Source organism: Kitasatospora sp. NPDC001660 (assembly GCF_053596725.1).
The window spans coordinates 270,353-291,836 of the sequence record NZ_JBSFGU010000002.1 but is presented as its reverse complement, the minus strand read 5'-3'; the positions used below and the strand labels follow the sequence as shown (position 1 = coordinate 291,836).

The window sequence follows — 21,484 nt, the reverse complement described above, 5'->3', positions numbered from 1 at the left end:
GTCGTGCTGCGCTTGGTGCTCACGACGACGCCCTTCGGGCCGTCGTACTGCGCACGACCGTTCACAACGACGCCCTTCGGGCTGTCGTGAAGCGCGGCCGGTTGTTCAGGTCGCGGTGGTCGGCGGTGTCCGTCCAGCCGTGTTCCTCGTTGAAGATCCACGGCACCTGGCCGCCCTGCTGGTCGGCGTGCTCGATCACCACCGCGCCGCCCGGGCGCAGCAGCCGCGCGGCCACCCGCTCGATGCCGCGGATGGTGTCCAGGCCGTCCTCGCCCGAGAACAGCGACATCTGCGGGTCGTGGTCGCGGGCCTCGGGGGCGACGTACTCCCACTCGGTGAGCGGGATGTACGGCGGGTTGGAGATGACCAGGTCGAAGCGGCCGTCCCAGGAGCGGTCGTCGGCGAAGGCCTTGGTGGCGTCGCCGGCGTGCAGGGTGATGCGGGCCCGGTCCGGGCTGGCCTCGATGTTGCGCCGGGTGTACTCCAGCGCGCCCTCGTCGAGTTCGAAGGCGTGCACGATCGAGCGCGGCAGCTCCTGGGCGAGCGCGAGCGCGATGGCGCCCGAGCCGGAGCAGAGGTCGACCACCAGCGGCTCGGCGACGTCCATGTCGCGGACGGCGTCTATGGCCCACTCGACGACCGTCTCGGTCTCCGGCCGGGGCACGAACACCCCGGGGCCGACCTCCAGTTCCAGGTAGCGGAAGAACGCCCGCCCGGTGATGTGCTGGAGCGGCTCGCGCGCCTCGCGGCGGGAGACGGCCTCCCAGTAGCGGGCGTCGAAGTCGGCGTCCTTCACCGTGTGGAGCTGGCTGCGCTTGACGTTGTGGACGTAGGCGGCGAGTTCCTCCGCGTCGAAACGCGGCGACGGCACGCCGGCCGCGGCCAACCGCTGGGTGGCCTGGGCCACCTCGGCGAGCAGCAGGTTCATCCGTACGACCTCTTGTTTCTGCGCTCCGGCTGCGGGGTTGTCCGGGGCTGGGGCGCCCGTCTCAGTTCTGTTGGGCCGCGGCGAGCTTGGCCGCCGCGTCCGCGTCGACGCAGGACTGGATCACCGCGTTCAGGTCGCCGTCCAGGACCTGGTCCAGGTTGTACGACTTGAAGCCCGTGCGGTGGTCCGAGATGCGGTTCTCGGGGTAGTTGTACGTGCGGATCCGCTCGGAGCGGTCCACCGTGCGGACCTGGCTGCGGCGCGCGTCCGAGGCCTCCCGCTCGGCCTCCTCCTGCGCGGCGGCGAGCAGGCGCGAACGCAGGATGCGCATCGCCTGCTCCTTGTTCTGCAGCTGGCTCTTCTCGTTCTGGCAGGACGCCACGATACCGGTCGGCAGGTGGGTGATCCGGACCGCGGAGTCGGTGGTGTTGACCGACTGGCCGCCGGGGCCGGAGGAGCGGTAGACGTCGATCCGCAGGTCGTTGGTGTGGATCTCGACCTCGACCTCCTCCGCCTCGGGGGTGACCAGCACGCCCGCCGCGGAGGTGTGGATGCGGCCCTGGGACTCGGTGGCGGGGACGCGCTGCACGCGGTGCACGCCGCCCTCGTACTTCAGCCGGGCCCAGACGCCCTGGCCGGGCTCGGCGTTGCCCTTGGTCTTGACCGCGACCGAGACGTCCTTGTAGCCGCCGAGGTCCGACTCGTTGAAGTCGATGATCTCGGTCTTCCACCCGATCCGCTCAGCGAAGCGCAGGTACATCCGGAGCAGGTCGCCGGCGAACAGCGCGGACTCCTCGCCGCCCTCGCCGGCCTTGATCTCCAGGATGACGTCCTTGTCGTCGCTCGGGTCGCGCGGGACGAGCAGCAGCCGCAGCTCCTCCGTGAGCTCCTCGCGGCGCGCCTCGGAGTCCTTCACCTCGGCGAGGAACTCCGGTTCCTCGGCGGCGAGTTCGCGCGCCGCGTCGATGTCCTCGCCGGCCTGCCGCCACTCCCGGTAGACCCGGGTGATCGGGGTCAGCTCGGCGTACCGCTTGGCCAGCTTGCGGGCGTTGGCCTGGTCGGCGTGGACGGACGGGTCGGCCAGCCTCTTTTCGAGGTCGGCGTGCTCGACGAGGAGCTCTTCGACTGCCTCGAACATGGGTGGCCTTCTTCCGGAGATCGGATCGTGTGGGGGGACGCGAACGGCGCCGGCCCCCACGTGCCCCCGGAACGAGTACGGGGGCACCGGGAACCGGCGCCGAGGGAGCGCTAGGCCTTCGCGCTGTGCTGCTTGCCGAAGCGGGCCTCGAAGCGGGCCACTCGGCCACCGGTGTCGAGGATCTTCTGCTTGCCGGTGTAGAACGGGTGGCACTGCGAGCAGACCTCGGCGCGGATCTCGCCGCTGGTCTCGGTCGAGCGGGTCACGAACTCGGCGCCGCAGGTGCAGGTCACACGGGTGACCACGTACTCGGGGTGAACGTTGGGCTTCAAGGGGTTCTCCTAGGTATCGGGAGGGCACCGGGTCGGCGGCTGGAGTGCCGCTCGTGAACCGGGACCGACGGTCCAGTCTGCCAGGACCGGCCGCATCTTCCCAAACCGGGTCGTGTTCCCGGATATTCCGCGCGGTCTCAGCGCTCGGCCGCGGCCGTCGAGGAGGCCGTCGACGAGGCCGTCGGGGCTGCCTGGGCGGGGTCCTGGGGCTGGGCCTCGACGACCGCCTGCGGAATCGGCCGGTCGGCCTTGAGGGCCGCCCAGACCTGGTCCGCCCGGGGCTGCTGCTCGACCAGGCGGTTGGGGTCGCCGGGGGCGGCGACCACGGGCAGGGTCACCATGCTCAGCTGCTCCGGCCCGATCCCCTTGAGCTCCTGCGCGAGGCCCACCAGCGCGTTCACCGAGCCGAGCGCCGAGTCGGTGGTGATGCTCTTCGTGACGGTGTCGCCGATCGACCACAGCTTGACCGGGTCGGCGAGCAGGCCCGTCCCGCCGGCCTGCTGGAGCAGCGACTTCACCATCTGCTTCTGCAGCTCGATCCGGCCGAGGTCGCTGCCGTCGCCGACGCCGTGCCGGGTGCGGACGAAGGCGAGCGCCTGCCGGCCGTCGAGGTGGTGCCGGCCGGCCGGGAGGTCGAGCCCGCTGTCCTTGTCGTGGATGGCCACCGTGGTGGTCACGGTGGCCCCGCCTATCGCGTCCACGACCCGGGCGAAACCGGCGAAGTCGACCTGGACGTAGTGGTCCATCCGCAGCCCGGTCAGCTGCTCGGTGGTCCTGACCGCGCAGGCCGCGCCGCCGACCTCGAAGGCGCTGTTGTACATCGCCCGCCTGGCGGCCGGCGCGGGCGTGCCGCCCGGGTCGGTGCACGCGGGGCGGTCGACGAGGGTGTCGCGCGGGATCGAGACGATCTCGGCGCGCGAGTGGTCCTGGTTGACGTGGACGACCATCGCGGTGTCGGAGCGCGCGCTGTCGCCGGTGTCGCCGCCGGCCAGGTCGCCGTTCGCGCCGGACCGAGAATCGGAGCCCAGCACCAGGATGTCGAACGAGCCGTCGGCGGCGGCCGGCGGCCGGGCGTCGCCCAGGCGGGCGTCGATGTCGACGCTCTTGATGTTGCCGTCGAGCGTGAAGTACGCCCACGCGGCCGCCCCGGCCCCGAGGACGGCGATCGCGGCGAACGCGCAGGCGACCGCCCGCAGGACTCTGCGGCGGCTGTTCGGGGTCCTCTTGTGCTCGACCATATGCACCAGAGTAAATCGGACAAGACGCACCAATGTGGTCGAGCTGTCCCAACTCCGGAACGAACGACGGAACCCCGGACCGCTCGCGCGATCCGGGGTTCCGTGCCGGTCAGGCCGACCGGTTACGGTCAGTCGCCGGACCCGGGGGTCGTCTTGGCGATCTGCATCAGGAACTCGGCGTTGCTCTTGGTCTGCTTCATCTTGTCCAGCAGGAGCTCGATCGCCTGCTGCGAGTCGAGCGCGTGCAGCACCCGGCGCAGCTTCCAGACGATGGCCAACTCCTCGTTGCCGAGCAGGATCTCCTCCTTGCGGGTGCTGGAGGCGTCCACGTCGACGGCCGGGAAGATGCGCTTGTCCGAGAGCTTCCGGTCGAGCTTGAGCTCCATGTTGCCGGTGCCCTTGAACTCCTCGAAGATCACCTCGTCCATGCGCGAGCCGGTCTCGACCAGCGCGGTGGCCAGGATGGTCAGCGAGCCGCCGTTCTCGATGTTGCGCGCGGCACCGAAGAACTTCTTCGGCGGGTACAGCGCGGTCGAGTCGACACCGCCGGACAGGATGCGGCCGGAGGCCGGAGCCGCCAGGTTGTAGGCGCGGCCGAGGCGGGTGATCGAGTCCAGCAGGATCACGACGTCGTGGCCGAGCTCCACCAGGCGCTTGGCGCGCTCGATCGCGAGCTCGGCGACGGTGGTGTGGTCCTCCGCCGGGCGGTCGAAGGTCGAGGAGATGACCTCGCCCTTCACCGACCGCTGCATGTCGGTGACCTCCTCGGGACGCTCGTCGACCAGGACGACCATCAGGTGGCACTCGGGGTTGTTGTGGGTGATCGCGTTGGCGACCGCCTGCAGCACCATCGTCTTGCCGGTCTTCGGCGGCGCGACGATCAGACCGCGCTGGCCCTTGCCGATCGGCGACACGAGGTCGATGATCCGGGTGGTCAGCACGCCCGGGTCGCTCTCCAGGCGCAGCCGCTCCTGCGGGTACAGCGGGGTCAGCTTGTTGAACTCGGGGCGGCCGCGGCCGCTGTCCGGGTCCATGCCGTTGACGGAGTCCAGGCGCACCATGGCGTTGAACTTCTCGCGGCGCTCGCCCTCGCGCGGCTGGCGCACGGCGCCGGTGATGGCGTCGCCCTTGCGCAGGCCGTTCTTGCGGACCTGGGCGAGCGAGACGTAGACGTCGTTCTGGCCCGGCAGGTAGCCGGAGGTGCGCACGAACGCGTAGTTGTCGAGGATGTCGAGGATGCCCGCGACCGGGATCAGGACGTCGTCCTCGCCGATCTGCGGCTCGACGGCGCCGGTCTCGAAGCCCTCGCGGCGGCCGCGGCCACGGCGGTCGCGGTAGCGCCCGCGGCGGCCGCGGCGGCCGTCGCCGAACTCGTCGTCCTCGTAGCCGCCCTGCTGGACCTGCGGCTGCGCCTGCTGCTGGCCGCCCTGGCGGGCCTGGCCGTCGCCCTGGGCGCCCTGCTGCTGACCCTGCTGGCCCTGGCGCTCGGTGCGCTCGGTGCGCTCACGGCGGTTGCGGCGGTCGCGACGCGACTCGCGGCCCTCGCCGTCCTGGGCCTCGCCACCTTCCTGACGCTCGGTGCGCTCGCCCACGTCGCGGCGGTCGCGGCGCTCGCGACGGTCGCGGCGGGACTCGGTGCGGCCCTCCTCGCGGCCCTCGAAGGCGCGGGTCTCGGCCGGGCGGGCCTCGGCCTGCTTGGGCTCGGCCACGACGACGGCGCTCGGCTCGGCGGCGGCCTCGGCGACCGGGGCGCCGGCGGCCGAGGTCGCGCGGCGGCGGGTGCGCTCGGCCCGGACGGGCGCGGCGGTCTCGGCGGCGGCCTGGACCGGGATCTCGATCTGGGCCTGCGGCTCGGCGGCCGGGGCGGCGGCGGCCGCGGCGGCCTTGGTGCGGCGGGCCGGCTTCTCGGCCGGGGCCTCGGCCTCCGCCTTGGCGGCGGTGCGCTTGGCGGCCGGGGCGCCACCGGCGGCGAGCAGCGGGTCGCCGCCGCTCTTCTCCTTGATGGTCTCGATCAGCTGGCTCTTGCGCATGCGTCCGGTACCGGTGATGCCAAGGTCCGCGGCGAGCTTCTGCAGCTCGGCCAGGACCATGCCGTCCAGGCCCGCAGCGGCCGAACGGCGGCGCCGGGCCGGGGCAGCGGGGGCGGCGGCTGCGCCCGACGCGTCGGCGTCCGGGCGCGCGCCCATCAGATCGGTGGTGTCGCTCACTAAGGGTCCTTCCCTGGAGCGGACGTCGGCCTGTCTGGCTCGGCGACCGGTTGTGCTGTCCTGACCAACGCTCGACTGCGTCGGTCCGAGGCGGGGATCCCTCGAATGGCGGAAGCCCGTCGAGGGAGAGCTGCGAGGTGCGGTGCATGAAGCACGGTGGTGCGAGTGGCGCGGTAGGCGGGCCGTGTGCCGACCTCCCCGAAGGGCGTACCCCCACGCTGCCTGCGAATCCCGGGCCCCCGTCGCGTGACGGTGGCCCGCGCTCCGCCCGTCCTGGCCTCGAGGTGGGAGGCCGCGGGTGGGAGTCAGGTGCCGTCACGGCTTCGGGATGCGGCCGCAAGTCGCGCAGGCAGGCTGCGTACGCGCTGCGGTGGGCTCCCGGAGAATCGTCGCCCCGGATATCGCCGGGACCCCGCGGAAGCGGAGTGCTGGGATCGGGACGCGGCGCACCGAGCCCCGGAGGGCACCTGGTGCAGCAATGAGGTTAACACTACCGACCCCCTCAGACATTCCCCAGCCTTGCGCTTGCCAATCGTGTCCGGACGGCCCGGCTGCGGCCGTGCCGCGACCGGGCCCGGGCGGACCGCCCGAACGTGCTGCTCAGACGTCCAGCGGGAGCACCGTGGCGCCGGTGCGGTCGAGCTCCAGCCGGTGTGCGGCGAACGCCGGGTCGCCGCCGTGGCCGTGGTGCCCGGCGAAGGAGAGCACCTTGTCGGCGCCCGCCTCGTCGGTGAGCGCGAGGACGGTCGGGCCGGCCCCGGAGATCACCGCGGGGATGCCCTCCGCCCGCAGGACGCCCACCAGGGCGGCGCTGTCGGGCATCGCGGAGGCGCGGTAGTCCTGGTGCAGCCGGTCCTCGGTGGCGGCGAGCAGCAGCTCGGGCCGCCGGGTCAGCGCCTCGACCATCAGTGCGGCGCGGCCCGCGTTCACCGCGGCGTCGCCGAGCGGGACGGTCTTCGGCAGCAGGCCGCGGGCGGTCTTGGTGAGCACCTCCGTGGCGGGCACGAAGACGACCGGGACGACCTGCGCGGACGGCTCCAGGACGACCGCCTTGGCCGACTCCTCCTCGGTCCAGGCGACGGTGAAGTTGCCGCGCAGGCAGGCCGCGACGTTGTCGGGGTGGCCCTCCAGCTCGGAGGCGAGGTCCAGCAGCGCGTCGTCGTCCAGCGCGGACGGACCGCCGATGGTGACGGCGCGGGCGGCCACCAGGCCCGCGCAGATGGCCGCCGACGAGGAGCCGAGGCCCCGGCCGTGCGGTATCCGGTTGGCGCAGACGACTTCGAGGCCGCGCGGCTGGCCGCCGAGCCGGTCGAAGGCGGCGCGCATCGAGCGGACCACGAGGTGGCGCTCGTCGCGGGCCAGCGAGTCGGCGCCCTCCCCGGCGATGTCGACGGAGAGCCCGGAGTCGCAGACCCGGACGACCACGTCGTCGTACAGGCCCAGCGCGAGTCCGAAGGCGTCGAAGCCTGGGCCGAGGTTGGCGCTGGTCGCGGGAACCCGGACCCGGACGGCGGCGGCACGGAACGCGGGACCGGCCATGCGGTGGACTCTCCTGGGGAAATCGGGCGGCGCGAAGCGCGTCGGTGCGAGGGTGGGGAGGCGGGCCGCGGGCCCCGTACCGGGGCGGGCGGTCACGGTCGTTGGTGCGGCCCGCGAGGGGGCCGGACCCGGGGCATGTGCCACACGGCCGGACCCAGAGTATCGAAGAGAGGTTCCCCAGTGGTACACCCCGTGGGCCTTCGATCTGGTGTGTTGCCGCTTCTGGCCGGAATGCACACCCCTCTCTGTCAAAGAGTGGGGTGGAATCGGATCGGAATGCGAAGTCGAATTGACACAAAAGTGTCAGTGGAGAACTTGACGGGCCGACCCCCGAAAGGGTCGGCCCGTCTCGGCCCGTTGGGGCGTCAGGCCTTTTGCCCGGTCGAGCGGGCGGCGTCGAACCGGGTGGCTCAGTCGAGCAGGCCGAGGTGCCGGGCCGCCGCCTGCGGGTCGACCGGGACGATCTGCGGCTGCGGCGCGCCGGCCACCGCCCAGTCCGGGTCCTTGAGACCGTTGCCGGTCACGGTGCAGACGATCCGCTGGCCCGGGTCGACCAGGCCGGCCTCCGCCTTGGCCAGCAGACCGGCCACCGAGGCGGCCGAGGCGGGCTCCACGAAGACGCCCTCCTGTGCGGCCAACAGCCGGTAGGCGGACAGGATCTGACGGTCGGTCACCTTGTCGATGAGGCCGCCCGACTCGTCCCGCGCGGCGAGCGCGAAGTCCCACGAGGCCGGGTTGCCGATCCGGATCGCGGTGGCGATGGTCTGCGGCTTGAGCACCGGCGCACCGTCCACGATCGGGGCCGAGCCGGCGGCCTGGAAGCCCCACATCCGCGGGGTGCGGGAGGCCAGGCCGTCGGTGGCGTATTCGCGGTAACCCTTCCAGTACGCGGTGATGTTGCCCGCGTTGCCGACCGGGAGGACGTGGATGTCCGGGGCGTCGCCGAGCATGTCGACGATCTCGAACGCGGCGGTCTTCTGGCCCTCGATGCGCACCGGGTTCACCGAGTTCACCAGCGCGACCGGGTACTTCTCGGACAGTTCACGCGCGAGCGTCAGGCAGTCGTCGAAGTTCCCGTCCACCTGCAGGATCCTGGCGCCGTGCACCAGCGCCTGGCCCATCTTGCCCAGGGCGATCTTGCCCTGCGGGACCAGCACCGCCGACACCATCCTGGCCCGCACCGCGTACGCGGCGGCGGAGGCCGAAGTGTTGCCGGTGGAGGCGCAGATGACGGCCTGCGCGCCCTCCTCCTTGGCCTTGGAGATGGCCATCGTCATCCCGCGGTCCTTGAAGGACCCGGTCGGGTTGGCGCCCTCGACCTTCAGGTAGACCTCGCAGCCCGTGCGCTCGGACAGCACCTGGGCGGGGACCAGCGGGGTGCCGCCTTCGAGCAGGGTGACCACCGGGGTGGCCGAGGTGACCGGCAGGCGGTCGCGGTACTCCTCGATCAGGCCGCGCCACTGGTGGGTGTGCGCGCCTCGGACGACGTTCTCGGCAACGGCGTTCATGGCTGGTTCCTTACTCCCCTTCGACCCGCATGATGCTGGCCACGTCCCGCACGCTGTCCAGCGCGCGGAGCTTGTCTACCGTCGCCGACAGGGCGGCGTCGGTGGCACGGTGGGTGACCACGACGAGCGAGGCGTCGCCGTCGCGGCCCTGCTGGCGCACGGTGTCGATGGAGACGCCGTGCTCGGCGAACACGGAGGCCACCTGGGCGAGCACACCGGCGCGGTCGTCCACGTCCAGGCTGACGTGGTAGCGGGTGACCACCTCGTCCATCGGCTTGGCCGGCAGTCGGGTGTACACCGAGTCACCGGGGCCGGTGGCCTCGTTGAGCTTGTTGCGGCACACCGCGACCAGGTCGCCGAGCACCGCCGAGGCGGTCGGCGAGCCGCCGGCGCCCGGACCGTAGAACATCAGCCGCCCGGCCGCCTCGGCCTCGACGAACACCGCGTTGTACGCCTCGCGGACGGAGGCCAGCGGGTGCGACAGCGGGATCATCGCCGGGTGCACGCGCGCGGTGACGGACTCGCCGTCCGCCGCCCGCTCGCAGATGGCGAGCAGCTTGACGACGCAGCCCATCGCCTTGGCCGAGGCGATGTCGGCCGCGGTCACCTCGGTGATGCCCTCGCGGTAGACGTCCGCCGCGGTCACCTTGGTGTGGAAGGCGATCCCGGCCAGGATCGCGGCCTTCGCGGCGGCGTCGAAGCCCTCGACGTCGGCCGTCGGGTCCGCCTCGGCGTAGCCGAGCGCGGTGGCCTCCTCCAGCGCCTCCGAGTAGCCGGCGCCGGTGGTGTCCATCTTGTCGAGGATGAAGTTGGTGGTGCCGTTGACGATGCCGAGCACCCGGTTCACCTTGTCGCCGGCGAGGGACTCGCGCAGCGGGCGCAGCAGCGGGATCGCGCCCGCCACCGCGGCCTCGTAGTACAGGTCCACCCCGGCCGCCGCGGCGGCGGCGTGCAGCTCGGTACCGTCCTGGGCGAGCAGCGCCTTGTTGGCGCTGACCACCGAGGCACCCTGCTCGAACGCCGACAGGATGTGGTGTTTGGACGGCTCGATGCCGCCCACGACCTCGATCACCACGTCGATGTCGCCGCGGTTGACCAGGGCCTCGGCATCGGTGGTGATCAGGTGCTCGGGCACGCCGGGGCGGGCCCTGCCCGCCCGGCGGACCGCGATGCCGACGAGCTCGACCGGGGCACCGATGCGCGCGGCGAGGTCGTCGGCCGTCGTCGTCATGATGCGCGCCACCTCGGAGCCCACCACACCACAACCCAGCAACGCCACCTTCAGCGGGCGCGTACGCATCATCCGACTCCGCTCTGCATTCATCGTGCTTCGGTAATTCCGGCGGTTTTCTCGGCCCGCCGGGAACTTCGGTCCGTACCAGTCTCGGGGACTTTCCACACGGATCTACGGTCGTTCCATGATCTGAGACAAGAATTTCGTCATCCGATATCCAGGCGCAGGAGATCCTCCTCCGTCTCGCGCCGGACGATCACCCGTGCCGCACCGTCCCTGACGGCCACCACGGGGGGCTTCAGGGCGTGGTTGTAGTTGCTCGCCATCGAGCGGCAGTACGCGCCGGTGGCGGGCACCGCGAGCAGGTCGCCCGGGACGAGGTCGGCCGGCAGGAAGGCGTCCCGGACGACGATGTCGCCGGACTCGCAGTGCTTGCCGACCACCCGGGCCAGCATCGGCTCGGCGTCACTGGTGCGCGACACCAGCGCCACCGAGTAGTCGGCGTCGTACAGCGCGGTGCGGATGTTGTCGGACATTCCGCCGTCCACGCTGACGTAGGTGCGCAGGCCCTCCAACGGCTTGACGGTGCCCACCTCGTACAGTGTGAACGCCGTCGGGCCGACGATCGCCCGGCCCGGCTCCACGCTCAGCCGGGGGACGTCCAGGTCGGCGGCCCGGCACTCGCGGCGCACGATGTCGGCCAGCGCGACCGCGATCTCGGCCGGCTCACGCGGGTCGTCCTCGCTGGTGTAGGCGATGCCGAGGCCGCCGCCCAGGTCGATCTCGGGCAGCTCGACGCCGTGCTCGTCGCGGATCTGCGCGAGCAGGCCGACCACCCGGCGGGCGGCCACCTCGAAACCGGCCATGTCGAAGATCTGCGAGCCGATGTGCGAGTGGATGCCGCGCAGCTCCAGGCTCCCCTGGCCGAGCACCCGGCGCACCGCCTCGGCGGCCGCTCCCCCGGTCAGCGACAGGCCGAACTTCTGGTCCTCGTGCGCCGTCGCGATGAACTCGTGGGTGTGCGCCTCGACGCCGACGGTGACCCGGATCAGCACCGGCTGGCGCACGCCGTGGCGGGCGGCGATCGCGGCCAGCCGCTCGATCTCCTCGTAGGAGTCGACGACGACGTGGCCGACGCCGGCCTTCACGGCCTGCTCCAGCTCGTCCACCGACTTGTTGTTGCCGTGCAGCGCGATCTTCTCCGGCGGCATCCCGGCGGCCAGCGCCACCACCAGCTCGCCGGCGCTGCACACGTCGAGGTTCAGGCCCTCCTCGTGCAGCCAGCGCACGACCGCCTTGGAGAGGAACGCCTTGCCGGCGTAGTAGACGTCCGCGTCGGCGCCGAAGGCCTCCCGCCAGGCGCGCGCCCGGGTCCGGAAGTCCTCCTCGTCGAGCACGTAGGCCGGCGTGCCGAACTCGGCCGCCAGCGCCTTGACGTCGATCCCGCCGACGGTGGCCACACCCTCGGCGTCGCGGGCGACGGTGCGTGACCAGACCTTGGGGTCGAGCGCGTTCAGGTCGGCCGGCGGGGCCTGGTAGTGGCCCTCGGGCAGCACGTCCCCGTGCCGGGGGCCTGCGGGGTGTGCGGAACGACTCATGGTGGAAAGTCCTTCGAGGCCTATGGCGAGGGGCGGCGACGGTCCCCGTTGACCGTCCGCCGCCCCCGCTGCGCGCTTGGGGGTGGTGTCTACATCCGCTCGGGCGCCGTGACGCCCAGGAGCGTGAGGCCGTTGGCGAGCACCGTGCGCGTCGCCTCGACCAGCCAGAGGCGGGCCCGGTGCGTGTCGTTGAGCTCCTCGTCGCCCTTGGGCAGGAACATGCAGTTCTCGTACAGGCGGTGGTACTTGCCGGCGAGCTTCTCCAGGTACACGGCGACCCGGTGCGGCTCGCGCAGCTCGCCGGCCGTGGCCAGCACGCGCGGGAAGTCGGCGAGGTGGCCGAGCACGTCGGACTCCCACTCGGTGGCGAGCAGTTCGGGTTTGAACTGCTCGGCCGTGCCCTTGTCCACGCCCAGCTCGGCGGCCTTGCGCGCCACGCCGCACATCCGGGTGTGCGCGTACTGGACGTAGAAGACCGGGTTCTCGTTGGTCTGGCTCGTCAGGATGTTGATGTCGAGCGTGATCGTCGAGTCCGTGGAGGAGCGCGCCAGGGTGTAGCGGGCGGCGTCCACGCCGATCCACTCGACGACGTCGTCGATCGTGATGATGTTGCCGGCCCGCTTGGACATGCGGACCTCTTCGCCGTCGCGAAGCATCTTCACGAACTGGCCGATCTTCACCTCGATGTTGTGGTTCATGTCGTCGCCCGCGCAGGCCGCGATGGCCTTGAGGCGGTTGACGTACCCGTGGTGGTCGGCGCCCAGCATGTAGAGCGCGACGTCGGTGCCGCGGTCGCGCTTGGACAGGTAGTAGGCGGCGTCGGCGGCGAAGTAGGTGGTGTCGCCGTCGGCCTTGATCAGGACGCGGTCCTTGTCGTCGCCGAAGTCGGTGGTGCGCAGGAAGACGGCGCCGTCCTGGTCGAAGACGTGGCCCTGCTCGCGCAGCCGGGAGATCGCCTTCCCGACGGCGCCGGAGTCGTGCAGCGACTTCTCCGAGAACCAGACGTCGAAGTGGGTGCCGAACTCGTCCATCGAGCGCTTGATCTCGGCCACCATGAGCTTGAGGCCCTCGGTGCGGAAGACCTGCAGCTGCTCGGCCTCGGGAAGGTCGAGCAGGCCCGGAGCGGCGTCGGTGATCGCCTTGGCGATGTCGACGATGTACTCGCCGACGTACCCGCCCTCGGGCACCTCGTGGCCGTTCGCGGCGGCCTGCAGCGAGGCGGCGAACTTGGTGATCTGCACGCCGGCGTCGTTGAGGTAGTACTCGGTGGTGACGTCGGCGCCGGAGGCCCGCAGGACGCGCGCGAGCGAGTCGCCGACGGCGGCCCAGCGGACGCCGCCGATGTGGATCGGGCCGGTCGGGTTGGCGGAGACGAACTCCAGGTTGATCTTCAGGCCCTTGAGGGCCTCGTTGCGCCCGTAGGCCGCGCCGGCCTCGACGACGGTGCGGGCGAGCGCACCGGCGGTGGCGGTGTCCAGGGTGATGTTCAGGAAGCCCGGACCGGCGATGTCGACCTTGGCGACGCCGGTGATCCCTCGCAGGCGGTCGGCCAGCGTCTCGGCGACGGCTCGCGGCGGCTTGCCGGCCGCCTTGGCGAGCTGGAGGGCCACGTTGGTCGCGTAGTCGCCGTGGTCCCTGTTCTTGGGCCGCTCGACCGTCACGTGCTCGGGCACGGCGACGGCCAGCTCGCCCGCCTCGACGGCGGCGCTCACTGCGGCCTGGACTGCCTGGGAAAGTTCTGCGGGGGTCACGACGCCAAGCGTAGGCGAGACGGGGTGCCCGCCCGCCACTCGGTTTGCCGGTTGAGACGCCCCGCGGGGCCCCGGCGGCGGTGTCAGCCGCGATCCGTCCGGTCTGTTCGCTCAGGGCGAAACCCGCCGGGCCGCCCGCCCAGGGCCATCAGCTGACGGACCAGCGCCACCAGGTCGGCCGGATCGAAGGGTTTGCCGAGGTACCCGTCCACCCCGACCGTCTCCCCCAGATCCAGATCGGCCGGGGTGCAGGCGCTCACGATCGCGATCGGCAGCCGACTGGTGCCGGGCGTCGCGCGCAGCCGGGCCGCCGTCCGCAGGCCGTCCAGGCGCGGCATCACCACGTCCAGCGTCACCACGTCCGGCCGCACCCGGCGGACCACCTCCAGGCACTCGGCGCCGTCGGCGGCGGTCACCACCTCGAAGCCCTCGAGTTCCAGGTTGACCCTGATCAGCTGGCGGATCGCCTCGCTGTCGTCCACCACGAGGACCCGCCCGGACACTCCCGACACCTCACCGAGGGTATCGGCGGGGCCGCCGCCCCGTCCGGCCTTTCCCGACTTCCGCCCGCCGGCCGCCGGTGACGCCCGGCGCAAACCCGTGCACGGACCGCGGCCCGAGCCTGGTAGTGTTCTCCACGTCGGAGCGAGAGCGACGACAGCAAGTGCCGGCCCCCGTAGCTCAGGGGATAGAGCACCGCCCTCCGGAGGCGGGTGCGTAGGTTCGAATCCTACCGGGGGCACTTGCAACCGAGGCCCAGGTCAGTGGAGTTGATCCACAGATCTGGGCCTCGGTCATGTCCGGGCGTCACGGCCGGACACCGCTCGCGGGAGACGCCGCCCGGCCGCGGGGTGGGCGGCCGGGCGGCGGGCCTTCAGGAGGCGGCCGCCTCGGCCTCGGAGTAGAGCGTCGCGATCGTGTGGTCGAAGTAGGCGCTGTAGGACACGTCGTCGGTGTCGCCGCCCTGCTGGAAGCCGCCGATCGCGCCGACCACGTCACCGGTCGCGGTGTTGATCCACGGGCCGCCGCTGGTGCCGGTCGGGTAGCTCGGGCAGTCGATGACGCGCTCGTACGTGCCCTCCTTGTCCGTGGTGTTGGTGCACAGGCTCGGGGACTCGGAGTCGGCCGGGTAGCCGTAGAGGCGGACGGTGGCGCCGAAGGGCTCGTCGGTGCCGAGGCGGTTGGCGCCGACCACGTCCTCGATCTTGCGGCCGTTGCTGGGCGCCGTCTCCAGGATCGCGAAGTCCTCGTCCACGTCGCCCTTCTGGGACCAGCCGGTGGTGGTGTGGATCGCGGTCACCTGCCACGTGCCGAACGGGGCGGTGCCGTTGCGGTAACCCGGTACGAAGGTGACGCCGTCGGTGCTCGTGAGGCAGTGCGCGGCGGTCAGCAGCAGGTTGCCGGTGGCGCTGTGCACCACGCTGGCGGTGCAGAAGTGGTTGCCGGCCGCGACGGAACCGCTGAACAGCGCGCCGACGGTGGACGATTCGGAGGTCGCGGGGGCGGCCGTGGTGGTGCCCATGGTCACCGAGCGGGTGTCCGGGGTCGCGGTGGCGGAGGCGCTCCGGGTGGGTGTCGCGGCGGGCGTCGGGGTGTCGGACGGCGTCGGGCTGCTCGACTGCGTGGGCTCCGCGACCGGCGACGTCGATGCGGGCGCGGCCGTGGGCGAGGGGGATGCGGCGGACGGCGACGCGGGCCCGGACGCCGTCGCCGTCCGGGAGGTGCGGGCGGGGCTGCTGGCGGCCGTCGCCTCGGACGGGCTCAGCGAGTGCATGCCCGTCGCCACGGCGGCCACCGTGAGGGCCGACAGCGCGGTGAACAGGGTCGGAGCCAGGAACCTGCGTCGCGGGGTCGTGCGGCGATGCTGGCCCATGCGAGTCTCTCCTGCCTGGGAGGCGGCGTTGTCCGGTCACTGACTATGACGCCTCCGGCTGGAAAAGTTATTACCCGCGACTTGGAGCTCCATGAGAAAAGCCGCTACCCGGCGGTGATCGACGCGAGCTCCTCGGCACCGATGAACGCCGTGTGCGTCCCGGCCGCGGTGCACGCGAACGCACCGGCCACGGAGCCCGCCCGGGCGCAGTCCAGCGGCGGACGGCCCCGGAACCACGCGTACAGGAAGCCGGACACGAAGGCGTCCCCCGCGCCGTTGGTGTCGACCACCGGACGGCCCGGGTCGACGGCCGGAAGGTGCAGCGGCGCGGGGTCGTCCCGGGTGAGCAGGAAGCAGCCGTCCGCACCGGCGGTGGCGACCACGACGGCGGCCCGGCCCTCGGTGAGGATCGCGCGCATCACCTCCTCGTGGCGGCCGCGGCACCCGGCCACGGAGAGGAAGACCAGGTCGGACTCGACCGCGTAGTCGCGGTGGTGCGGGTTGCGGCCGTCCCAGTCGTGCAGGTCGGTGGAGGTCGTGCGGCCGAGCCGGCGCAGGTCTCCGTACATGTCGCGGTTGACGCCCGTGATGGACAGGTGGACGTGCCGGCTGCGCTCGGCGTACGGGAGGTAGAAGGCGCGCGGCAGCCGCAGGTCGGCGGGGTGGCGGGCGTCGAAGAAGGAGAACCGGCGGCCGTCCGCGTCCACCAGGTTGACCCCGCGCGGGGTGCCGTGCGGGCTCACCAGGTGCGCGAAGTGCAGGCCGTGGCGCGCGAAGGCGGCCCGGAGCAGCTCGCCCTGCGGGTCGTCGCCGAGGAAGTCGAGGAAGGCGGTGCGCAGGCCGAGGTGGTGGGCGCCGAGGGCGACGCCGGTGCCGGTGTGGCCGGCGTGGTCGCGCACCGGCCCGACCGGCTGCGAGTCCCCGGGCGGGATCTCCAGCCGGTCGACGCGGACGACGGTGTCCACGCCGGCGCCGCCGACGACGAGCAGGTCGAACTCGGGCAGCACGGCGGCGCCTCCTTGGTCCCAGGACGGTGACCAGGAGTCAAGCAGGCGCCGGAGGTTGACTGCAAGGCCTTGCGGAAACCTTCAGGCGGCCCGTTGCCGCTCATCGGATCGGCCTTCGCCGGACCGGAGGAGGAGGGCCCCCGGGACTCGCGAACGAGATCCCGGGGCCCTGGTCCGAGCCGGCCGCTACAGCGCCGACAGCTCCTCGACCAGGTCGTCCAGGCCAAGCGAGCCCTGCGACAGCGCCGCCATGTGCCAGGCCTTGAGGTCGAACTCCTCGCCGCGGGCCTCGTGCGCCGCCTTCGCCGCCGCCCGGCCGCGCAGCCAGGCGCGCTCACCCAGCTTGTAGCCGATCGCCTGGCCCGGCATGCCCAGGTAGCGGACCAGCTCGCTGTCCAGGAAGTCGGAGGACAGGCCGCAGTACCGGCCGAAGAACTCGCGGGCGGCCTCCGGGCTCACCGGCTCGCCCGGCCGGTACGGGGACTCGGCGGGGAAGTCGAAGCCGGCGTGCATGCCGATGTCGACGATGACCCGCAGCGCCCGCATCATCTGCGCGTTGAGGTAGCCCAGGCGGTGGCCCGGGTCGGTGAGGTAGCCGAGCTCGTCCATCAGGCGCTCGGCGTACAGCGCCCAGCCCTCCAGGTTGGCGCTCACGCCGCCGAGGCTGACCTGGTAGGTGGAGAGGCGGTCGGCGACGTAGTTCCACTGCGCGAGCTGGAGGTGGTGGCCCGGGACGCCCTCGTGGTACCAGGTCGAGACCAGGTCCCACACCGGGAAGCGCTCGCGGCCGAGCAGCGGCAGCCAGGTCCGCCCGGGGCGGGTGAAGTCCAGCGAGGGGGCCGTGTAGTACGGCGCGGCGGCGCTGCCGGGCGGGGCGATCATCGACTCGACCCGGGTGACCGGCTCGGCCAGGTCGAAGTGGGTGCCCTGGAGGTCGCGGATCGCCTGGTCCATCAGGCCCTGGAGGTACTCACGGGTGGCCTCGGCGCCCTCGATGCCCGGGCCGTCCGCCTCCAGCCACTTCATCGCCTCCATCGGGCCGGCGCCCGGGCGGACCTTCTCGGCCTCGGCCTCCATCTGGGCCAGCAGGTCGTGGAACTCGCCCCAGGCCCACGCGTAGGCCTCGTCCAGGTCCAGGTCGGAGCCGGTCCAGTAGCGGACCCAGCGGCCGTAGCGCTCACGGCCGGCGGTGTCCGGGGCGTCGGCGGCCGCCGGGCCGTAGACGTCGCGCAGCCAGTCGCGCAGGTCGGCCAGCGCCCCGGCGGCGGCGACGGCGTGCGCCGACAGCTCCTCGCGCAGGCGCTCGGGCGCGTCCGCGACGAACTGGCCGAACCATCCCCCGGGGACGTCGCCCCCCAGCCACTCGCCGAACTGCCCCACCACGGTGGCGACCTGACGGGGGCCGGAGAGCAGACCCCGCTCGATGCCGCCGGCCAGCGTCGACCGGTACTGCGTCAGCGCGGCCGGCACCCGGGCCAGGCGGCGGCCGACGACCGCCCACTGCTCCTCGGTCCCGGTGGCCATCAGGGTGAAGACGTCACGCACGTTGTGCACCGGCGAGCCCAGGTTGCGGACCGCACGGTAGCCCTCCCCCGCGTCGTGGACGGCGAGTTCGGCGGTCAGCCGCTCGCGCAGCAGCCGGGCGCAGCGGCGCTCGGCCTCGGCCTCGGCGGCCCCGGCCCGCTCGGCGCCGGCGAGCCGGTCCAGGGTGCGGCGGGCGAGGTCGGCGATCGCCTCCGCGCCGGCCGGCGACAGGTCGGGCAACCGGTCGTCCTCGGGGTTCAGCCCCAGGTAGACCGCGGTCAGCGGGTCGAGCTCGGCGAGGTCGCGGACGTAGTCGTCGGCGATGCGGCGCGGGGTGGAGCCGTCGGAGGTGATCAGTTCTTCAACCATTCGGACATCATTTCGCGGCACGGGCCGAATGCAACCCCCTTGCCCCGCAGTACGGGTGGGCCGTGGGTGGGCGCCGATCCGCCGCGCGCCCTACAAACGTTCGGGGCCGGCAGCAAACAGCCGTTCGAGAACATTGCCGCGCGACAGCATCCGATCGGCCCGACGCCCATTACGCTGGCCGCCATGACCGCCATGGATGCCCGCCCCGCCCCCGCATCCGGCCCGGCGAACCCCCCGGCCGCCCCCGACCCCCGGCCGCGCCGAGCCGGCTACCGACGGCTGCCGGTGCAGCAGCGGCGCGATCAACTGATCGCGGTGGCCCTGGAGTTGTTCGCCTCCAGGGCACCCGAGGAGGTCAGCCTGGACGACGTCGCCGAGGCCGCCGGAGCCTCCCGGCCGCTCGTCTACCGCTACTTCGCGGGCGGCAAGCAGCAGCTCTACGAGGCCGCGCTGCGCACCGCCGCGGACGAGCTGACCAGCCGGTTCGCCGTCCCGCTCACCGGCACGCCGTCCGACCAGCTGTCGGCCGTCCTGGACGGCTACTTCGCGTTCGTCGCCGAGCACGACGCCGGCTACTCGGCGCTGCTGCGCGGCGGATCGGTGGTGGAGACGGCCCGCACCTCGGCGATTGTCGACGACGTCCGGCGGGCCGCGCTGCGGCGCACGCTGCGGCACCTCGGCGTCCGGGAGGCGGGCCCGCGGCTGACGCTGCTGGTGCGGTCGTGGATCGCGGTGGTCGAGGGGGCCTCGCTCAGCTGGCTGGACGAGGGGCGCGCGCTGCCGGTGGCCGAGCTGCGCGACTGGCTGGTGGACCAGTTCACGGCGATGGCGGCGGCGACGGCGCTGCACGACCCGCAGACGGCGGAGGTACTGGCGGCGCTGCTCGCGCTGGAGGGGCCGGACGCGCCGCGGGCGGAGCGGCTGCGGGCGGTGCTGGCGGTGGCGCGGTAGACGCGCCCGGCGCCGCGCGGCCTCCCGACCCCCGTGCCTGGGGTCGGGCAGCGGGTGCTCAGGCCTTGCCGAGCACCTGGCGCTGGCGGCCGAGACCCTCGATCTCGATGCTCCACCGTGGTCGGCCCGTACGACGAGGTGCTGCGGGGCGCGGTGTCTCCGCCGTGGGCGAACGAGGGCACGCTGTGGGCGAACGGGGGCATGGCAGGGGTCGGGGGCGCGCAGGATCCGGGCATGCAGATCACGCGCGTACGAGCCGAGTTGCACATGATCGCCCTGGACTTCGGGACCGCCTACCTGTGGCGGGACGACGACGGGCTGACGCTGGTCGACACCGGGGTCGGCGGGTCGGCGGACGCGATCGAGGCGGGGATCGGGGCGGCCGGGCTGGACCCGGCGGGCCTGCGGTTCATCGTCCTGACCCACCACCACCCCGACCACGTCGGCTCCGCCGCCGAGCTGGCCCGGCGCTGGGGCGCCGAGGTGGTCGCGCACCGGCTGGACGCACCCGTGATCCGCGGCGAGCGGGCGCCGGAGCCACCGGTGCTCAGCCCGTTCGAGGAGCAGTTGTGGGCCGGGCTGCCGCCGATACCGCCCGCCGAGCCGTGCCCGGTGCACCGCGAGGTCGAGGACGGCGACGTGCTGGACCTCGGCGGCGGCGCGGTGGTCGTCCACACACCCGGGCACACCGACGGCAGCATCGCGCTGCACCTGCCCGGTCCCGGGGTGCTGTTCACCGGGGACATCGCCTCCAACGTCGAGGGGCACACCAGGCTCGGGGTGTTCCACACCGACCCCGCCCGGGCCCGGACCTCCTTCCTCCGGATCACCGGACTTCCCGTCACCACGGCCGTGTTCGGGCACGGCGACCCGATCGCCGAGGGCGCCTCAGCCGCGCTGCGGGCCGCCGCCGAGCAGACCGCCGAGGGTTAGCGGCCGGCCTTCGACGGCCGCCGCCGCGCCCGGGCCCTCGACGGCGATCTCGCTTTGCCAGCGGTCGAGGTCGCGCAGCGCGTCGGCCCGGGCGTCCGGGGCGTCCGCGAGGGCCGGGGCGAGCTCGCGCAGCAGTGCGACGGCGGTGCCCCGGCTGCCGTCGCGCGCCAGCCAGATCGCCAGGTCGTGGCAGGTGCGCAGAGTGCGGGGGTCGGCCGGGCCGCAGATCCGGGCGAGGTCGCGGATGATCCCGGGCAGCACGGCGACGGCCTCCCCGGGCGCACCGTCCGCCCCGAGCCGCCAGGCCTGGTCGGCGCGCCGGCGCAGCTCCTCGGGGCCGGGGTCGTCGTGGCCGAGCACGCCGGGCCGCACCTCGCGCAGCCGGCGGTGCACCTCGGCGGCGTCGGCGGGCCGGTCGGCGGGGTCCTTGGCGAGCAGCCGGGCGATGAGCTCGCCGAGCGCCGGGTCGGTGGTGCGGACCCTGGCCGGGGTCTCCTCCAGGTGCTTGTACATGTACTCGGCGGCCGAGGCGGCGCGGAACGGCCTTCGGCCGGTGCACAGTTCGTACAGCATGACGCCGAGCGCGTAGAGGTCGGCCCGGCTGTCCGCCCCGGCGCCGGACCAGCACTCGGGGGCCAGGTAGGGCACGGTGCCGACGATGTTGCCGGTGGAGGTGAGCACGGCGCTCTGGGTGAGCAGGCGGGCGATGCCGAAGTCGAGCACCTTGGCCTTGCCGGTGTTGCTCGCGATCATGACGTTCTCGGGCTTGATGTCCCGGTGGACGACGCCCTCGCGGTGCGCGGCGTCGAGCGCCCGGCACACGTGGCGCGTCCAGCGCAGGGCGTCGACCGGGTCCGGCACGCCGTCCTTGAGGATCTCGGCCAGCGAGCGGCCCCGGACCAGCTCCATGACGATGTAGTGGGTCTCCCCGGAGCCGGTCGGCACCCGGCCGAAGTCGTGCACCGTCACGATGTGCGGGCTGGCGAGCCCGCCGACCGTCCGGGCCTCGCGGATGAACCGCCTGACGGTCTCCTGGTCGGCCGCGTGCTCCTCGAGCAGCACCTTGAGCGCGACGTCGCGGCCCAGCAGCTCGTCGGCGGCCAGCCAGACCGAGCCGAAGCCGCCCCTGCCGAGCAGCGCCTTCAGCCGGTAGCGGCCGCCGATCAGGTCCCCCGCCCGCATGCGTTCCCCCAAGTCCGCTTCCTCCGCCCGGCGTTCGCCGCCGGGCGGACCACCATAGCGGCGGGGGAGGACCAGCGGGTGAACGGATCGGGACGGGGTCTTCGGCGGCCCGGGCGGGTTGATCCCGAATCTCGGCACGGCCTCGTTCGCGAGGCTGGGCGGCGCCCCGCAC

The 21,484-nt window shown here is 73.0% G+C and carries 17 protein-coding genes and 1 tRNA gene; 3 read left to right on the top strand and 15 right to left on the bottom strand.

Annotated features, from left to right (window positions below; all coding sequences use genetic code 11):
• Positions 1 to 61: 61 nt before the first annotated feature.
• From prmC to ACWCXH_RS03195, 11 genes are all read right to left on the bottom strand, one after another.
• A complete protein-coding gene (gene prmC, locus ACWCXH_RS03245; protein WP_449799591.1) occupies positions 62 to 928 on the bottom strand; it encodes a peptide chain release factor N(5)-glutamine methyltransferase in 867 nt (288 codons plus the stop codon).
• Positions 929 to 989: 61 nt separating this feature from the next.
• Positions 990 to 2,066 (bottom strand): peptide chain release factor 1, encoded by a 1,077-nt coding sequence (gene prfA / locus ACWCXH_RS03240; RefSeq protein ID WP_449799590.1) that lies wholly within the window; start codon positions 2,064 to 2,066, stop codon positions 990 to 992.
• A 110-nt stretch (positions 2,067 to 2,176) separates the two neighbouring features.
• The gene (rpmE, locus tag ACWCXH_RS03235) at positions 2,177 to 2,398 is read right to left on the bottom strand and encodes a 50S ribosomal protein L31 (RefSeq protein WP_153462614.1); all 222 of its coding nucleotides are present in this window, start codon (positions 2,396 to 2,398) and stop codon (positions 2,177 to 2,179) included.
• A gap of 137 nt (positions 2,399 to 2,535) precedes the next feature.
• Positions 2,536 to 3,636 carry an LCP family protein gene (locus tag ACWCXH_RS03230; RefSeq protein ID WP_449799589.1) on the bottom strand — a complete coding sequence of 367 codons (1,101 nt, stop codon included), beginning with the start codon at positions 3,634 to 3,636 and terminating at the stop codon, positions 2,536 to 2,538.
• A 128-nt stretch (positions 3,637 to 3,764) separates the two neighbouring features.
• Entirely contained in the window at positions 3,765 to 5,843 is a 2,079-nt protein-coding gene (gene rho, locus ACWCXH_RS03225; protein WP_449799588.1) for a transcription termination factor Rho, read from the bottom strand.
• 600 nt (positions 5,844 to 6,443) lie between these two features.
• Positions 6,444 to 7,382 (bottom strand): homoserine kinase, encoded by a 939-nt coding sequence (thrB, locus tag ACWCXH_RS03220; protein WP_449799587.1) that lies wholly within the window; start codon positions 7,380 to 7,382, stop codon positions 6,444 to 6,446.
• A 410-nt stretch (positions 7,383 to 7,792) separates the two neighbouring features.
• Entirely contained in the window at positions 7,793 to 8,890 is a 1,098-nt protein-coding gene (gene thrC, locus ACWCXH_RS03215; protein ID WP_449799586.1) for a threonine synthase, read from the bottom strand.
• A gap of 10 nt (positions 8,891 to 8,900) precedes the next feature.
• Positions 8,901 to 10,193, bottom strand: coding sequence for a homoserine dehydrogenase (locus tag ACWCXH_RS03210; protein ID WP_449799585.1), 1,293 nt, complete (start codon positions 10,191 to 10,193; stop codon positions 8,901 to 8,903).
• Between the two features lie 137 nt (positions 10,194 to 10,330).
• On the bottom strand, positions 10,331 to 11,722 hold the full coding sequence (gene lysA, locus ACWCXH_RS03205) for a diaminopimelate decarboxylase (protein ID WP_449799584.1): 1,392 nt from the start codon (positions 11,720 to 11,722) through the stop codon (positions 10,331 to 10,333).
• Positions 11,723 to 11,811: 89 nt separating this feature from the next.
• Positions 11,812 to 13,473 carry an arginine--tRNA ligase gene (gene argS / locus ACWCXH_RS03200; RefSeq protein ID WP_449799583.1) on the bottom strand — a complete coding sequence of 554 codons (1,662 nt, stop codon included), beginning with the start codon at positions 13,471 to 13,473 and terminating at the stop codon, positions 11,812 to 11,814.
• An 83-nt stretch (positions 13,474 to 13,556) separates the two neighbouring features.
• Complete coding sequence (locus tag ACWCXH_RS03195) at positions 13,557 to 13,985, bottom strand: response regulator (RefSeq protein WP_449799582.1); 429 nt, start codon at positions 13,983 to 13,985, stop codon at positions 13,557 to 13,559.
• Positions 13,986 to 14,143: 158 nt separating this feature from the next.
• On the opposite strand from ACWCXH_RS03195, the gene ACWCXH_RS03190 reads away from it, so the two are divergent.
• Positions 14,144 to 14,215, top strand: a tRNA-Arg gene (locus ACWCXH_RS03190).
• Between the two features lie 132 nt (positions 14,216 to 14,347).
• Here the strand turns inward: ACWCXH_RS03190 and ACWCXH_RS03185 are convergent.
• The 3 genes from ACWCXH_RS03185 to ACWCXH_RS03175 all read right to left on the bottom strand — a co-directional run bounded on the left by ACWCXH_RS03185 (position 14,348) and on the right by ACWCXH_RS03175 (position 18,246).
• Positions 14,348 to 15,346, bottom strand: a complete 999-nt coding sequence (locus tag ACWCXH_RS03185; protein ID WP_449799581.1) for a trypsin-like peptidase domain-containing protein — start codon at positions 15,344 to 15,346, stop codon at positions 14,348 to 14,350.
• Positions 15,347 to 15,450: 104 nt separating this feature from the next.
• Positions 15,451 to 16,350: a carbohydrate kinase family protein gene (locus tag ACWCXH_RS03180; RefSeq protein ID WP_449799666.1), complete on the bottom strand. Its 900-nt coding sequence runs from the start codon at positions 16,348 to 16,350 to the stop codon at positions 15,451 to 15,453.
• Between the two features lie 189 nt (positions 16,351 to 16,539).
• Entirely contained in the window at positions 16,540 to 18,246 is a 1,707-nt protein-coding gene (locus ACWCXH_RS03175) for a DUF885 domain-containing protein (protein ID WP_449799580.1), read from the bottom strand.
• Between the two features lie 192 nt (positions 18,247 to 18,438).
• Between ACWCXH_RS03175 and ACWCXH_RS03170 the strand changes: the two genes are divergently transcribed.
• Both ACWCXH_RS03170 and ACWCXH_RS03165 read left to right on the top strand, forming a co-directional pair.
• Entirely contained in the window at positions 18,439 to 19,197 is a 759-nt protein-coding gene (locus ACWCXH_RS03170; RefSeq protein ID WP_449799665.1) for a TetR/AcrR family transcriptional regulator, read from the top strand.
• Between the two features lie 234 nt (positions 19,198 to 19,431).
• Positions 19,432 to 20,130: an MBL fold metallo-hydrolase gene (locus ACWCXH_RS03165; protein WP_449799579.1), complete on the top strand. Its 699-nt coding sequence runs from the start codon at positions 19,432 to 19,434 to the stop codon at positions 20,128 to 20,130.
• Here ACWCXH_RS03165 and ACWCXH_RS03160 read toward each other — a convergent pair.
• A complete protein-coding gene (locus tag ACWCXH_RS03160; RefSeq protein ID WP_449799578.1) occupies positions 20,086 to 21,324 on the bottom strand; it encodes a protein kinase domain-containing protein in 1,239 nt (412 codons plus the stop codon). The genes ACWCXH_RS03165 and ACWCXH_RS03160 overlap by 45 nt on opposite strands.
• Between the last annotated feature and the right edge of the window lie 160 nt (positions 21,325 to 21,484).